This is a genomic window from Pseudomonas sp. 18-147 (genome assembly GCF_051048045.1).
In the GTDB taxonomy this organism is placed as follows: Bacteria; Pseudomonadota; Gammaproteobacteria; order Pseudomonadales; family Pseudomonadaceae; genus Pseudomonas; species Pseudomonas aeruginosa.
In genome coordinates this window covers 5,724,304-5,738,422 of sequence record NZ_CP182296.1, presented here as the reverse complement: position 1 = coordinate 5,738,422, position 14,119 = coordinate 5,724,304, and the positions used below count along the sequence as shown (strand labels likewise).

Here is a 14,119-nt window from a genome sequence, read left to right as displayed (position 1 = left end):
ATGCTTATGCCTGTTTCGGAAAATTCTCACTGAGCATTCCGGCACAAAACCGGCTTCCACTACGCTGAAAGCCGACGATGCCGAGGTTTTCGGCGTCCTGGAAGGGTTGGCGCTTGGCACGGAACGCGTTCGCCATGGTCCAATCCCCCATCTATCGAGCTGTTTTAAGGACCCTTGCCATGCTGGACTGGAAGAAGCGTCGTGGGACCATGCGCGATCGCGTGGACAATTCCGTGGATGATGTGCGTACCTACTTCGGCGGCCCCTGGCTGGTGCGCGTGGTGGGAGGCCTGCTGGGCATCTACCTGCTGGTGGCGATGCTGGTCGGCTGGTACTGGAGCCAGGAACCCGACCTGTTCCCCGTGCAGCAGGACGCCCAGGCCGCCGCCGAGCGCGCCGGGCGGCAGATGGTCACCGGCTACACCACGGTGGAGACCCTCAAGGAAGTGGTCGACACCCTGCTGACCAAGCCGGGCGGCTACATCTCCAACGACATCTTCCCGCCGGGCATCTGGATGGACAACATGCCCAGCTGGGAGTATGGCGTGCTGGTCCAGGTGCGCGACATCAGCCGGGCGCTGCGCAAGGATTTCGCCCGTTCGCAGTCGCAGTCCACCGAGGACGCCGACCTGGCTCGCGCCGAGCCGCGCTTCAACTTCGACAACAAGAGCTGGGCGCTGCCGGCGTCCGAGTCGGAGTACCAGGAAGGCATCAAGTCGCTGGATCGCTACCTGGCCCGTCTGTCCGACCCGAACCAGCCCAACGCGCAGTTCTATGCCCGCGCCGACAACCTGAACAACTGGCTGGGCGACGTCGCCACCCGCCTGGGCTCGCTGTCCCAGCGCCTGTCGGCGAGCGTCGGCCGGGTCAAGCTGAACACCAACATCAAGAACCCCGAAGAGGTACAGCCGGGCGAGGCGCCCAAGGTCGAGGAAGTGGTCCAGGAAACCCCCTGGCTGCAGATCGACAACGTCTTCTACGAGGCCCGGGGCCAGGCCTGGGCGCTGTCGCACCTGCTGCGCGCCATCGAGGTCGACTTCGCCGACGTGCTGGCGAAGAAGAACGCCACGGTCAGCGTGCGGCAGATCATCCGCGAACTGGAGGCCGCGCAGGAGCCGTTGTGGAGCCCGATGGTGCTGAACGGCAGCGGCTACGGCATCCTGGCCAACCACTCGCTGGTGATGGCCAACTACATTTCCCGCGCCAACGCCGCGGTGATCGACCTGCGCCAGCTGCTTTCCCAGGGCTGACTCATGGCCGCGCCGATCAGCGCCGAAGAGGTGGCCCACCGGGCCGCCTCCGACGCCGAACTCATCGCCTGGGTCGACGAGCAGGACCGCCCGCTCGGTAGCCTGCCGCGCGCGGAGCTGCGCGAGCGCGGGCTGATCGGTCGCGGCACCTTCATCCTGCTGTTCAACTCCGCCGGCGAGCTGTGCGTGCAGCGCCGGACCCTGAGCAAGGCGGTCTATCCCGGGTACTGGGACCTCGCCGCCGGCGGCATGGTCCAGGCCGGCGAGCCCTACGCCGACTCCGCCGCCCGCGAACTGGAGGAAGAGCTGGGAATCCGCGACGCGGTCCTGCGCGAACATGGTCGCTTCTTCTTCGACGAACCGGGCAACCGGCTCTGGTGCGCGGTGTTTTCCGCCGTCTCCGATGCGCCCTTGCGCCTGCAGGCGGAGGAAATCTCCGAGGCCCGCTTCATCCGTCCCGAACTGGCGCTGGAGGAGGCTCGCAGCTTGCCGTACTGCCCCGATTCCCTGCAGGCGTTGCGCCTGTACCTGGACGCCTGAGCCGCGGATGTCGCCATTTCACCGATCAATGGCGCATTTTCGCTCTTAGCATTTGCTCGCAATGCTGCTAAATTGCGCGACCTTTTCGGGCGGTCCCCATGCCGCCCCTGCGCAGCCCCTGCCTGAGTGGGGCGTCGCGGTCGGCTCCCGCCGGCCATCGTTGTTGACCTGGCCCGTCGAGGCCATTCTGGGGGAAACGCCCGGTGGTCAAAAAAGCTTCGTCCCTGTCCGCCCTCGGCGGGCTGGTGTATTCCACGGATGGCGGCCGGCATTGCCCGGACTGCCAGCAACCCAAAGACGCCTGCATCTGCGGGCAGGCCGTAGCGCCTGTCGGCGACGGGATCGCGCGCGTGCGCCGCGAGACCAAGGGCCGCGGCGGCAAGGCGGTGACCACCATCAGTGGCCTGCCGCTCGCCGGCGATGCGCTCAAGGAGCTGGCCAGCGCGCTGAAGCGGCGCTGCGGCACCGGCGGCAGTCTCAAGGACGGCGTGGTGGAGATCCAGGGCGAGCATGTCGAACTGCTGATCGACGAACTCCTCAAGCGCGGTTTCAAGGCGAAGAAGTCCGGCGGCTGACCGCGTTCTCCCCTGCAGAGAGCGGGCAGGTCCGGCACCGCGAAGGCCGCACCAGCCCTTTCCCTAGATGGGAGACTGCGGATACCCGCATGAGCGGATTTCCTCGGCTTTCCTAAACTACCGCCCAGTGTGGCGGTCAACACGGCAACGTCACATCCTCCGGCTAGCCTCCACCACAGGCGTGCCGGCCCAGGGCCATCCGGAGATCCCGGCGCCCGCCCGACCCCGAACATTGAGGAGATCACCGCGCATGGCCGCTCGACGGACTCGCAAAGACGATGGCAGCAACTGGACCGTGGCCGACAGCCGCGGCGTATACGGCATCCGCCACTGGGGTGCGGGTTATTTCGCCATCAACGATGGCGGCAATGTCGAAGTGCGTCCGCAGGGCGCCGACTCGACGCCCATCGATCTCTACGAGCTGGTCGGCCAGTTGCGCGAGGCGGGCCTGAGCCTGCCGCTGCTGGTGCGCTTCCCGGATATCCTGCAGGACCGCGTGCGCAAGCTCACCGGCGCCTTCGACGCGAACATCGAGCGCCTCGAATACCAGAGCCGCTATACCGCGCTGTATCCGATCAAGGTCAACCAGCAGGAAGCGGTGGTGGAGAACATCATCGCCACCGAGAACGTCTCCATCGGCCTGGAGGCAGGCTCCAAGCCGGAACTCATGGCGGTGCTGGCGCTGGCCCCGAAGGGCGGCACCATCGTCTGCAACGGCTACAAGGACCGCGAGTTCATCAAGCTGGCGCTGATGGGGCAGAAGCTCGGGCACAACGTGTTCATCGTGATCGAGAAGGAATCCGAGGTGCAGCTGGTGATCGAGGAGGCCGCCAACGTCGGCGTGCAGCCCCAGGTCGGCCTGCGCGTGCGGCTGTCCTCGCTGGCTTCGTCGAAGTGGGCAGACACCGGTGGCGAGAAGGCCAAGTTCGGCCTTTCCGCCGCCCAGCTGCTGTCGGTGGTCGAGCGCTTCCGCCAGGCCGGTCTCGACCAGGGCGTGCGCCTGCTGCATTTCCACATGGGCTCGCAGATCGCCAACCTGGCCGACTACCAGCACGGCTTCAAGGAAGCCATCCGCTACTACGGCGAGCTGCGCGCGCTCGGCCTGCCGGTGGATCACATCGACGTTGGCGGCGGCCTCGGCGTCGACTACGACGGCACCCATTCGCGCAACGCCAGCTCGATCAACTACGACATCGATGACTATGCCGGCGTGGTGGTCGGCATGCTCAAGGAGTTCTGCGACGCCCAGGGCCTGCCGCATCCGCACATCTTCTCGGAGAGCGGCCGGGCGCTGACCGCGCACCATGCGGTGCTGATCACCCAGGTCACCGACGTCGAGCGGCACAACGACGACGTGCCGAAGATCGTCGATCTCGACGAGCAGCCGGAGATCGTTCGCTGGCTGGCCGAACTGCTCGGCCCGACCGATGCCGAGATGGTCACCGAGACCTACTGGCGCGCCACCCACTACATCGGCGACGCCGCCGCGCAGTATGCCGACGGCAAGATCAGCCTGGCGCAGAAAGCCCTCGCCGAGCAGTGCTACTTCGCTATCTGCCGGCGCCTGCACAACCAGCTCAAGGCCCGCCAGCGCTCCCACCGGCAGGTCCTCGACGAACTCAACGACAAGCTCGCCGACAAGTACATCTGCAACTTCTCGGTGTTCCAGAGCCTGCCGGATACTTGGGCCATCGGCCAGGTGCTGCCGATCCTGCCGCTGCACCGCCTGGGCGAGGAGCCGGATCGGCGCGCGGTACTGCAGGACCTGACCTGCGACTCCGACGGCAAGATCACCCAGTACGTCGACGAGCAGAGCATCGAGACCAGCCTGCCGGTGCACGAGGTGAAGGAGGGCGAGGACTACCTGATCGGGGTATTCCTGGTCGGCGCCTACCAGGAGATCCTCGGCGACATGCACAACCTGTTCGGCGACACCGACTCGGTGAACGTCTACCAGCGCGCAGACGGCGGCATCTATCACGCCGGCATCGAGACCCACGACACCATCGAGGACATGCTGCGCTACGTGCACCTGTCGCCGGAGGAACTGATGACCCTCTACCGCGACAAGGTCGCCGGGGCCAAGCTCACCGCCCGCGAGCGCAACCAGTACCTGGATGCGCTGCGCCTGGGGCTGACCCGCTCGGCGTACCTGTCCTGACTGGCTAGCCCGTCGGCGACGGGAAGCGAACCAGGCAATGGCCGGCGGGCGCGAGGCGCCCGCCGGCCGTTTCGTTTCCGTTGTCTGGGAGTTCCGCGCAACCCTTCATTTCTACTTCCCTGCCGGCGGTGGACGTCGGCGTGGTTGCCTGCTGTGTCCGGCGGATAACGCTTCGCAGCATTCGTCCTACCCGTGGGGGGGAAGGGCCGGACGTTTCCAGCGGCTCCTGGATGCTCCGCGCCTCAGAAGTATTTCAACCAGGCGATATCCCGCCGCCGCGCCTTGAAACCGGCGAACCAGTGCACCGCCGGGTACAGCGCCACGGCCAGCAGGATGCTGCACAGCCATAGCGCCGGCACCGAGGAGAAACCGAAGTAGTCGCCCCGGTTGGCGCCCCAGATCGCCAGCGCCAGCAGGTACAGCAGCTTCAGTAGGTAGAGATGCAGCAGGTAGAAGAACATCGGCGCTCCGCCGAACGCCACCAGGGCCTTGCCGCGACCGCTCCAGTCCAGGCGTTCGAACCAGGCCAGGAGCAGCAGGCCGATTCCCAGGGTGAGGGCGAGGAACAGCAGCGACGGCGGATACTTGGTGACGTTGAAGAAGCCCATCAGGGTGATCGCCGGCGTCTCGCCGAAGGCCCAGGGTTTCTCGCCATAGCCGTTGAGCAGGCGCAGCAGGATGAAGCCGAGCAGCAGCCCGCCACCGCCCGCCAGGAGGTAGCGTCGGCGCGTGGTTGCCGGCGTGGCGCCGCTGAACCAGTTGCCTGCGGCATAGCCCAGGGCGATCACACCGATCCACGGCAGCAGGGGGTAGGAGGTGCGCAGGCGCAGGGCGTCGCCCGCTTCGATCCAGCCGCGGTCGTGGAGCACCGCCCACGGCAGGTGCCAGGCCGAGCCGGGAGCGAAATGCAGCGGATCGAGCAGGTTGTGGCCGGCCACCAGCAGCACGCCGAGCGCCGCGAGCAGAGGGCGCGGCAACCAGAGCAGGGCGGCCAGGGCGAGCATGCTCAGGCCGATCGCCCAGATCACCTGGAGGTAGATCACCGTCGGCGGCAACTGGAAGGTCCAGGCGAAGTTCACCAGGGTCAGTTCCAGCGCCACCAGGAACAACCCGCGCTTGAACAGGAACGCCGAGACCGCCCGGCGTCCCTGGTGCTTCTCGCCGTAGAGGAATGCCGACAGGCCGGTGAGGAAGACGAACACCGGCGCGCACAGGTGCGCCAGGGTGCGGCTGAGGAACAGCGCCGGCTCGGTGCTGGCGACGTCCATCGGGTCGCCGACCTGGCGGTGCAGGAAAAAGGTCTCGCGGACATGGTCGAGCAGCATGAACAGCATCACCAGGCCGCGCAGGGCGTCGATGCTGTGCAGGCGGGAGGAATTGGAGATGGAGTTGGGCATGGCTGGGCTGGTCGTCGGAAAAGAGGGATGAGTATCACAGCCTGGCGGCGAGACGCGAGATAGAGCCGGGCATTGTATTGCGAGGCCGGAATCGAACTGGTAGCGTTATAGTATATCATTTCTTTTCTGGTGCGATTTCCCATGAGAGTCAGTGTGTCGCTTGTCCTCGGTGTCGGCCTCGGTTGCAGCAGTCCGGCGCTCTGGGCGGAAACGGAAAGTCCCGCGGAGCTTGAGGTCCTCACTGTCACCGCCGAAGCGGAGCGCGCGGCGGGCCCGGTGCAGGGCTACCGGGCCAATCGGTCGGCCAGCGCGACGCGCACCGACACCCGTATCGAGGACATCCCGCAAGCCATCAGCGTGGTGCCGCGCCAGGTGCTCGACGACCTTGACAGCGCTCGTATCGAACGGGCGCTGGACTTCGCCGGCGGGGTCTCGCGGCAGAACAACTTCGGCGGCCTGACGATGTTCGAGTACAACGTCCGTGGCTTCACCACTTCGGAGTTCTACCGCGACGGCTTCAGCGCCAACCGCGGCTATATGAACGCCCCGGACAGCGCCACCATCGAGCGCGTGGAAATCCTCAAGGGACCGGCCTCCAGCCTGTACGGGCGCGGCGATCCCGGCGGCACGGTGAACCTGGTGACCAAGAAGCCCCAGGCCGAGCGCTTCGCCCGCTTGCATGCCAGCGCCGGCAGTTGGGACCGCTACCGCTCGACCCTGGACCTGAACACGCCGCTGGACGAAGAGGGCGACCTGCTCTACCGGATGAACCTGGCGGTGGAGGACAGCAAGGGCTTCCGCGACTACGCCGACGGCCAGCGCCTGCTGGTGGCGCCATCGTTCAGCTGGCAACTGGACCCGGACACCTCGTTGCTGGTGGAAGCCGAGGTGGTGCGCAACCGCCAGGTCTTCGACCGCGGCACCGTGGCGCCGCACAACCACCTGGGCAGCCTGCCGCGCTCGCGGTTCTTCGGCGAGCCGGACGACGGCAAGATCGACAACAACAACGAAACCCTCCAGGCCACCCTGCGCCATCACTTCAACGAGCAGTGGAGCCTGCGCCTGGCCAGCCACTACAAGCATGGCCACCTGGACGGCTACGCCTCGGAGAACTCCAGCCTCGCCGCCGACGGCTACACCCTGCGCCGGGAGTACCGCTACCGCGACTTCGAGTGGCACGACAGCATCACCCAGCTCGACCTGCTCGGCGACCTCCATACCGGCTCGATCCGCCACCAGTTGCTGATGGGCCTCGAGTACGAGCGCTACCACAACGACGAACTGATCCTGCGTAGCATCCCGTCGCGCAACCCCTATGCCATCGACATCCGCCGGCCGGTCTACGGCCAGCCGAAACCACCCTTCGGACGCGACGACCGCAACCACGAGGAAGTCGACGCGATGGCCCTCAACCTGCAGGACCAGATCGAGTTCAGCGAGAAATGGCGCGGCCTGCTCGGCGTGCGCTTCGACCGCTACCGCCAGGACATGAACGCCACGCGCCTGAACAATGGCCGCTTCCGCGACACCAGCTCGCAGCAGACCCAGCGTGCCGCCACCCCGCGCATCGGCGTGCTGTACCAGGCGACCCCGGAGGTCGGCCTGTTCGCCAACGCCTCGAAATCCTTCAAGCCCAATGGCGGTACCGACATGGCCGGCAAGGCCTTCGACCCGGAGGAGGGGCGCGGCTACGAGGCGGGGGTGAAGCTCGACCTGCTCGATGGCCGGCTGGGCATGACCCTCGCCGCGTTCCACCTGAAAAAGAAGAACGTGCTCACCGCCGACCCGAGCAATCCCGGTTACCAGCAGACCGCCGGCGAGGCGCGCAGCCAGGGCTTCGACCTGCAGTTCAGCGGCCAGCTCACCGAGCAGTTGCGGCTGATCGGCGCCTACGCCTATATCGACGCCGAAGTGACCAAGGATGAGAACATCGCTCGCGGCAGCCGCCTGCTCAACGTGCCGAAGCACAGCGGCAGCCTGATGGGCGTCTACGAGTTCCGCGAAGGCTGGCTGCACGGCGCCGATGCCGGCGCGGCGGTCAACTATGTCGGCGAGCGCGCCGGCGACAGCAGCGACAGCGGCTTCGAACTGCCGGCCTACACCACCGTCGACCTGCTCGCGCACTATCCGCTGGCGAGCAATGCCACCCTCGGGGTGAACGTCAACAACCTCTTCGATCGTCGCTACTACGAGCGTTCCTATAACAACGTCTGGGTCGCCCCCGGCGAGCCGCGCAACCTGACCATGAGCCTGACCCTGAACTACTGAGCCCTCTACCGCCGCCAGGAAGCCATGCCATGCAAGGACGCACACCGCTGCTGGAAACCCTCCGCGAACTGGAATGCGAGATTCGCCTGCTCACCGTCTATGCCCGCGAGTGTTGCGGCTGCTACGAGATCCTCAGGCGCAAGCTCGACCGTCTGAGCGGACTGATCGGGGAGGATTGCAGCCGGGCGCAGTGGCAGGCCGATTCGGACGATCCTGCGTTGCAGGCGCTCGGCCTGCGCCTGCGCGACGCGGCGGTGCAGGCCCTCTGCGAACTGGAGAAGCACCTTTGCCAGGGCGTGCTGCATGAACCCGGCGAGATGGGCCGCTACCTGGGTAGCCTGCTGGAATCCATCCGCGGCGAACTCGACAGCGCCGGGATAGATGCCGATGCACGGGTCCTGTTCGTCGGCTCCGGTGCCCTGCCGACCTCGGCCCTGGTGCTGGCGCGGGAGGTCGGCGCACATTTGTGCTGCCTGGACATCGACGAGGAGGCCCTGGGCTGTGCCCGCGAGATCGCCCGCTGCCAGGGGCTGGAGGCGCGCATGCAGTTTTCCTCGCTGCCGCCGGCGGAACTGGCGTTTTCCCGCGATGCCACGCATTTCCTGATCGCTTCGCTGGTGCAGCAGAAAAGCGCGGTGCTGGCGCAGATCCGCCAGGTCATGCGCGCCGACGCCAAGGTCCTGCTGCGTCACGGCAGCGGCATCAAGGGACTGTTCAACTACCCGGTTGAGCCAGCCGAACTGGAGGGCTGGCGGGTTTGCGCGGAGCGGGTCAGCCAGCCGCTGTACGACACCCTGATCCTGGAGAAGGCCGGTCGATGAACGCCGCTGATGAGAGCCTGGGCAACGTCCTGCTGGTCGGTCTGGGCGCGGTGGCGATCCAGGTCGCGCTGGACCTGCGCCGCCACGGTGCCGGTCGCCTCGGCGCGCTGAACCATCCCGGCCGGCGCAGCCAGCGGATCGCCGAGGCCCTGGCGCGCGGCGCCTGCCTGCAACTGGAAGGGCAGGGGCAGCATCGCTGGCTGTCCGGCAACGCCGCGCTGGACGTCTTCCACCAGGACCCCGCTGAGCTTCGCGACGATTGGCAGACCCTGGTGCTCTGCGTGCCGGCCGACAGTTACCTGGACGTGGTCCGCGGGTTGCCCTGGGAGCGACTCGGCGGGGTGCGCACGCTGCTGCTGGTGTCCGCCTTCATCGGCGCCAACCTGCTGGTGCGCAGCGCCCTGCCGGCGGGGTGCCAGGCGACCGTGCTGAGCCTGTCCAGCTACTACGCGGCGACCAAGGTGATCGACGAGACACAACCGCTGCGGGCCCTGACCAAGGCGGTCAAGCGCAGGGTCTACCTGGGTTCCAGCCGGCCGGACTGCCCGGCGCGGGAGACCTGGCGGCGAGTCCTGGCCGGCAGCGGGGTGGAGGTGGTACCCCTGGCGACGCCGGAAGCGGCGGAGGGCCGCAACGTCACCACCTACGTGCACAGTCCGTTCTTTCTCGGCGAGTTCGCCCTCGCCCGGATACTTTCCGAGCAGGGGCCGCCCGGTTTCATGTACAAGCTCTACCCGGAGGGACCTATCACCCCCGGGGCCATTGGCGCCATGCGGCGGCTGTGGTGCGAGCTGAGCGAACTGTTGCGGCGGATGGGCGCCGAGCCGTTGAACCTGCTGCGGTTCCTCAACGACGACAACTACCCGGTGCACGAGACGATGCTGCCGCGCGCGGCCATCGACGGCTTCGCCGAGGCCGGCGCCGAGCGCCAGGAATACCTGCTGTTCGTGCGCTACGCGGCGTTGCTGGTCGATCCGTTCTCTCCGGCCGACGAGCAGGGTCGCCACTTCGACTTTTCCGCCGTGCCGTTCCGCCGCGTCAGTCGCGACGAAGACGGACTCTGGCGGCTCCCGCGGGTGCCGCTGGAGGACTATCGCAAGCTGGCGCTGATCGTCGCGCTGGCCGCCCACTTCGACCTGGCCATGCCGCAGGCGCGCAGCCTGTTGGCGAGCTACGAGAACGCCGTGTCCCGATTCATCGATTGCCAAGGAGCGAGCCAGTGCCATCCAAGCCTGTATCCGATCGACAGCCGTCCGGCGGCGGACGCCATCTATCGCCAATGGTGCTCGACCTGCTGAAGAGCGGGGTGCTGCTGGCGGTGCTGGCGTCCTTCACCTTCAGCGTGATGAACGCCCTGGTCAAGGAAGCCAGCGCCACCCTGCCGGCTGCCGAGATCGTGTTCTTCCGCAGCGCCATCGGTACCCTGCTGATCTATCTGCTGATGCGCCAGGCCGGTGTCGCCCTGTCGCGCCAGGGCGTGCCGATGCTGCTGGTGCGCGGGGTGATGGGGGCGCTGTACCTGGTCTGCTATTTCTACGCCATCGCCCATATCCCGCTGGCGGACGCGAGCATCCTGGCGCACATGTCGCCGTTCTTCGTCATCCTCTTCTCCGCGCTGTTCCTCGGCGAGCGGATTCCCCGGGCGGTCTATTGGCTGTTGCTGGTGGTGGTGCTCGGCGCGCTGATGATCGTCAAGCCGTTCAGCTATTCCAGCTACTCGGTATACGCCGTGGTCGGCCTGCTCAGTGCGGTGTTCGCCGCCGGTGCCTCGGTGGCGATCCGCCAACTGAGCGCGCGGCACCATACCTACGAGATCGTCTTCTACTTCCTGGCGGTGGCCACCCTGGTGGCCATCCCGCTGATGTGGAACGACTTCGTGGTGCCGGCGACGCTGCGCGAGTGGGGGCTGCTGCTGGCCATCGGGGTCGTATCGCTACTCGGCCAGGTGTTCCTAACCCGCGCCTTCAGTCACGAGAGCGCGACCATCGTTGCGGTGACCCGCTATATCGGCATCGTCTTCAACGCCGGCTGGGGCTGGCTGTTCTGGAGCGAGGTGCCGGACGCGCTGACCATCGCCGGCGGCGTGCTGATCGTGGTGGCGTGCATCGCGCTGTCGCGGACGAAGAAGGGCTGAGCCTCCGGCGCGACCAGCTCCCGCTGCTTCGCGCCGGACCGCGCCTAGAGTACGTAGCGCCAGATCGCCACGAAGTGGAGGAGGCTGCCGGCGATCACGAACAGGTGCCAGATGCCATGCCAGTGGCGGAAGCGGTGGTCATAGGCATAGAAGACGATCCCTACGGTATAGAGCACGCCGCCGGCCGCCAGCCAGGTGAAGCCGGCGCTGCCGAGGGCGGCGAGCAGCGGTTTCACCGCGATCAGCACGATCCAGCCCATCACCGCGTAGATCACCACCGACAGCACTCGCGCCTCGGAGCGTGGCTTGATCTCCTGGAGCATGCCGAGTACCGCCAGGCCCCAGACGATGCCGAACAGCGTCCAGCCCCAGGGACCGCGCAGCGTGACCAGGCAGAAAGGCGTGTAGCTGCCGGCGATCAGCAGGTAGATGGACAGGTGGTCGAGCTTGCGCATCACCACCTTCGCTCGCCCGCGCACGCTGTGGTAGGCGGTCGAGATGCTGTAGAGCAGCGTCAGGGTGACGCCGTAGACGCCGACCCCGACGATCTTCCACGGACTGCCGTTGAGGCTCGCCTGGACCGTCAGCCAGACGGCGCCGGTACAGGCGGCGACCGCACCGATCAGGTGGGTCCAGGCATTGAGTCTTTCACCGTGATACATGACGCATGATCCTCCCGCGATAGACAACGCCATGGTAGGGCATGTCGGGGTGGTGTGGGTCCTGACCTTTTATTGGCGTTTTCCGTGACGGTTGCATGAAGGTTTTCCTCATCCCTCCCTGCTCGTTGGAACGGATAAAGGCTTGACGGTTTTAATTATGGTCATAATATTAAGTGTGTAATATAAACAGCCGCTGTCAGCGGTCAGGCTTTTTTCCAGCGAGAACCCACATGAACGAACAGATTGGCAATGGCGTCGCCCTGGTCACCGGCGCCTCTTCCGGAATCGGCGCGACCTACGCCGAGCACTTGGCCCGCCGTGGCCACGACCTGTTGCTGGTGGCGCGCGACCGGCAACGCCTGGAAGCCCTGGCGGATCGACTTCGCCAAGCCCACGGGGTCAGGGTGGAGATCCTGCGCGCCGACCTGTCCGAGCGCGACGATAGGTTGCGGGTCGAGCGACGGTTGAGCGACGACGCCTCGATCGCGTTGCTGGTGAACAACGCCGGCGTGGCGATGAACGGTCCGCTGGCCGATGCCGACATGGACCGGGCGGAGCGGATGATCGCCCTCAACGTAGTGGCCCTGACCCGCCTGGCTGCCGGCGCGGCGGAGGGGTTCCGCCGGCGTGGCGGCGGCGCCATCGTCAACCTTGGTTCGGTGGTGGCGCTGGCGCCGGAGTTGTTCAATGCCGTCTATAGCGCGACCAAGGCCTACGTGCTGAGCCTGAGCCAGTCGCTGCAGCACGAGCTGGCCGGCAGCGGCGTTTACGTCCAGGCGGTGCTGCCCGGCGTCACCCGTACCGAGATCTGGGAGCGCAGCGGCGCCGGAATCGCCGGGATTCCCGCGGAGATGGTGATGGAGGTCGAGGACCTGGTGGAGGCGGCGCTGGTCGGTTTCGATCGGCGTGAAGCGGTGACCATCCCGTCGTTGCCGGATGCGGCCGATTGGCAGGCGCTGATGACGGCGCGGGCCAGGCTCGCGCCCAATCTGTCGCGGCAGCGGCCGGCCGAGCGCTACCTCGGCTGAGGCCCTAGCGCTCCATCTGCTCCAGCAGCTTCTTGCGCGTCGCTTCCAGTATCCGTTGCGACAGCGCCTCATCCTGCACGCTGCGCGACAGTTGCAGCGCGCCGACCAGCGAAGCGAGCAGCAGCACGGCGCGCTCGCCTGCGTCCTCGCCCTCCAGGGCCGCTTCGATCATCGCCAGGCGCTTGCGCACGATGCTGTCGGTGGTCGGGCTCGGCGTGCCGCGCTGGCCGAGTTCCGCCGACAGGGTCGGCAACGGGCAGCCGGCGCCGGGGTTATCGCGGTGACGCGGCGACAGGTACTGCTCTATCAGCAGCGCCAGCGGTCGTTCCGCCTCCGCCAGGGGCGCGGTGATTTCGTCGAGTTGCGCCGCGGCATGCCGCAACGCGGTTTCCACCAGGTCGTCCTTGGACTTGAAGTGCGCGTAGAAGCCGCCATGGGTCAGGCCCAGGGCCTTCATCAGCGGTTGCAGCCCGGTGGCGCCGACGCCGTCCTGGCGGAACAGCCGGGCAGCCTCCTCGACGATACGCCGGCGGGTCTTCTGCTTGTGGTCTTCGGGATAACGCATGGCTTCGATACCTTGGAATGCAGGTCGTCATCTTAACGCCTGGCGGCCTTCCCTGGCGAAGCCGCGTTCATCCGGCCATGTGCAGGACCAGGCAGGTGGTCGAGCCGACGGCGTAGAGACGGTCGTCGACATCGTACAACCGGCCCTCGGCGACCGCCGTCGAGCGGCCGAGGTGCACCACCCGGCCTTCGGCGCGCACCGGGCCGACCTTGTCGGTCAGCGCGCGCAGGTAGCTGATCCGCAGGTCGGTGGTGGTATAGCCCTGGCCGGCCTGGAGCCGGGTATGGATCGCGCAGCCCATGCAGGAGTCCAGCAGCGACGCGGCGTAGCCGCCGTGCACGCTACCCAGCGGATTGTAGTGGCGGCGGTCCGGGGTGCCCTGGAACAGGAAGCGCCCTTCGGACCACTCGATGGGAACGAAGTCGACCAGTTCGCCGTAGGGCGGACAGGGCAGTTGGCCGCTGCCGATGCGGTCGAAGAACTCCTGCGGGGAGAGCGCGGCGACTTGCGCCAGCTCCAGGGTTCCGCTGGCGCCGAGGCGGGCGCGGGCGGCCCGCTCGGTGGCGATCCAGGCGTTCAGGCGATCTTCGCGGCCGGGCTGTTCCATGGTAGTGCTCCTGTCGTGGTGGGAAAGGGTTGCAGGAAAATTACGGTCATCATATAAGCTTTGCATGACGAGCGAAATACAATCGCTTTCGGTCCCTCTACGCGGCGTTTC

General features: G+C 66.9%; 13 protein-coding genes. 9 read left to right on the top strand and 4 right to left on the bottom strand.

Translation table 11 applies throughout. The annotated features are described in order from the left end of the window. The first annotated feature begins 179 nt into the window (after positions 1 to 179). The 4 genes from ACM0M4_RS27215 to speA all read left to right on the top strand — a co-directional run bounded on the left by ACM0M4_RS27215 (position 180) and on the right by speA (position 4,526). Positions 180 to 1,250, top strand: coding sequence for a DUF2333 family protein (locus ACM0M4_RS27215; protein WP_003106226.1), 1,071 nt, complete (start codon positions 180 to 182; stop codon positions 1,248 to 1,250). A gap of 3 nt (positions 1,251 to 1,253) precedes the next feature. After that, positions 1,254 to 1,790 (top strand): NUDIX hydrolase, encoded by a 537-nt coding sequence (locus tag ACM0M4_RS27210; protein ID WP_003095369.1) that lies wholly within the window; start codon positions 1,254 to 1,256, stop codon positions 1,788 to 1,790. A gap of 203 nt (positions 1,791 to 1,993) precedes the next feature. Continuing rightward, positions 1,994 to 2,365 carry a translation initiation factor Sui1 gene (locus ACM0M4_RS27205; protein ID WP_054375805.1) on the top strand — a complete coding sequence of 124 codons (372 nt, stop codon included), beginning with the start codon at positions 1,994 to 1,996 and terminating at the stop codon, positions 2,363 to 2,365. 250 nt (positions 2,366 to 2,615) lie between these two features. Further along, on the top strand, positions 2,616 to 4,526 hold the full coding sequence (gene speA / locus ACM0M4_RS27200; RefSeq protein WP_003095365.1) for an arginine decarboxylase: 1,911 nt from the start codon (positions 2,616 to 2,618) through the stop codon (positions 4,524 to 4,526). Between the two features lie 242 nt (positions 4,527 to 4,768). Here the strand turns inward: speA and ACM0M4_RS27195 are convergent, their stop codons facing one another. Continuing rightward, positions 4,769 to 5,923 (bottom strand): DUF1624 domain-containing protein, encoded by a 1,155-nt coding sequence (locus ACM0M4_RS27195; RefSeq protein ID WP_003112330.1) that lies wholly within the window; start codon positions 5,921 to 5,923, stop codon positions 4,769 to 4,771. Between the two features lie 141 nt (positions 5,924 to 6,064). Here ACM0M4_RS27195 and cntO point away from each other — a divergent pair, with 141 nt between their 5' ends. From cntO to cntI, 4 genes are read left to right on the top strand one after another with little or no spacing between them, the layout of a single operon-like run. After that, positions 6,065 to 8,191, top strand: a complete 2,127-nt coding sequence (cntO, locus tag ACM0M4_RS27190; protein WP_016562404.1) for a pseudopaline transport outer membrane protein CntO — start codon at positions 6,065 to 6,067, stop codon at positions 8,189 to 8,191. A 29-nt stretch (positions 8,192 to 8,220) separates the two neighbouring features. After that, a complete protein-coding gene (gene cntL, locus ACM0M4_RS27185; RefSeq protein ID WP_003104339.1) occupies positions 8,221 to 9,012 on the top strand; it encodes a pseudopaline biosynthesis protein CntL in 792 nt (263 codons plus the stop codon). Beyond that, positions 9,009 to 10,310, top strand: coding sequence for a pseudopaline biosynthesis dehydrogenase CntM (gene cntM / locus ACM0M4_RS27180; RefSeq protein WP_003095356.1), 1,302 nt, complete (start codon positions 9,009 to 9,011; stop codon positions 10,308 to 10,310). Before cntL ends, cntM begins: the two co-directional genes overlap by 4 nt. Continuing rightward, a complete protein-coding gene (gene cntI, locus ACM0M4_RS27175) occupies positions 10,292 to 11,146 on the top strand; it encodes a pseudopaline transport inner membrane protein CntI (RefSeq protein WP_003104336.1) in 855 nt (284 codons plus the stop codon). Before cntM ends, cntI begins: the two co-directional genes overlap by 19 nt. 44 nt (positions 11,147 to 11,190) lie before the next feature. Here cntI and trhA read toward each other — a convergent pair whose 3' ends face one another. Next, on the bottom strand, positions 11,191 to 11,808 hold the full coding sequence (gene trhA, locus ACM0M4_RS27170; RefSeq protein WP_003095352.1) for a PAQR family membrane homeostasis protein TrhA: 618 nt from the start codon (positions 11,806 to 11,808) through the stop codon (positions 11,191 to 11,193). A 230-nt stretch (positions 11,809 to 12,038) separates the two neighbouring features. Between trhA and ACM0M4_RS27165 the strand changes: the two genes are divergently transcribed. Continuing rightward, positions 12,039 to 12,836: an SDR family NAD(P)-dependent oxidoreductase gene (locus ACM0M4_RS27165; RefSeq protein WP_047690242.1), complete on the top strand. Its 798-nt coding sequence runs from the start codon at positions 12,039 to 12,041 to the stop codon at positions 12,834 to 12,836. Positions 12,837 to 12,840: 4 nt separating this feature from the next. On the opposite strand, the gene ACM0M4_RS27160 is transcribed toward ACM0M4_RS27165, so the two are convergent. After that, a complete protein-coding gene (locus tag ACM0M4_RS27160; RefSeq protein ID WP_003112334.1) occupies positions 12,841 to 13,401 on the bottom strand; it encodes a TetR/AcrR family transcriptional regulator in 561 nt (186 codons plus the stop codon). A 67-nt stretch (positions 13,402 to 13,468) separates the two neighbouring features. Next, complete coding sequence (locus ACM0M4_RS27155) at positions 13,469 to 14,008, bottom strand: PaaI family thioesterase (RefSeq protein WP_003095346.1); 540 nt, start codon at positions 14,006 to 14,008, stop codon at positions 13,469 to 13,471. Positions 14,009 to 14,119 lie beyond the last annotated feature (111 nt).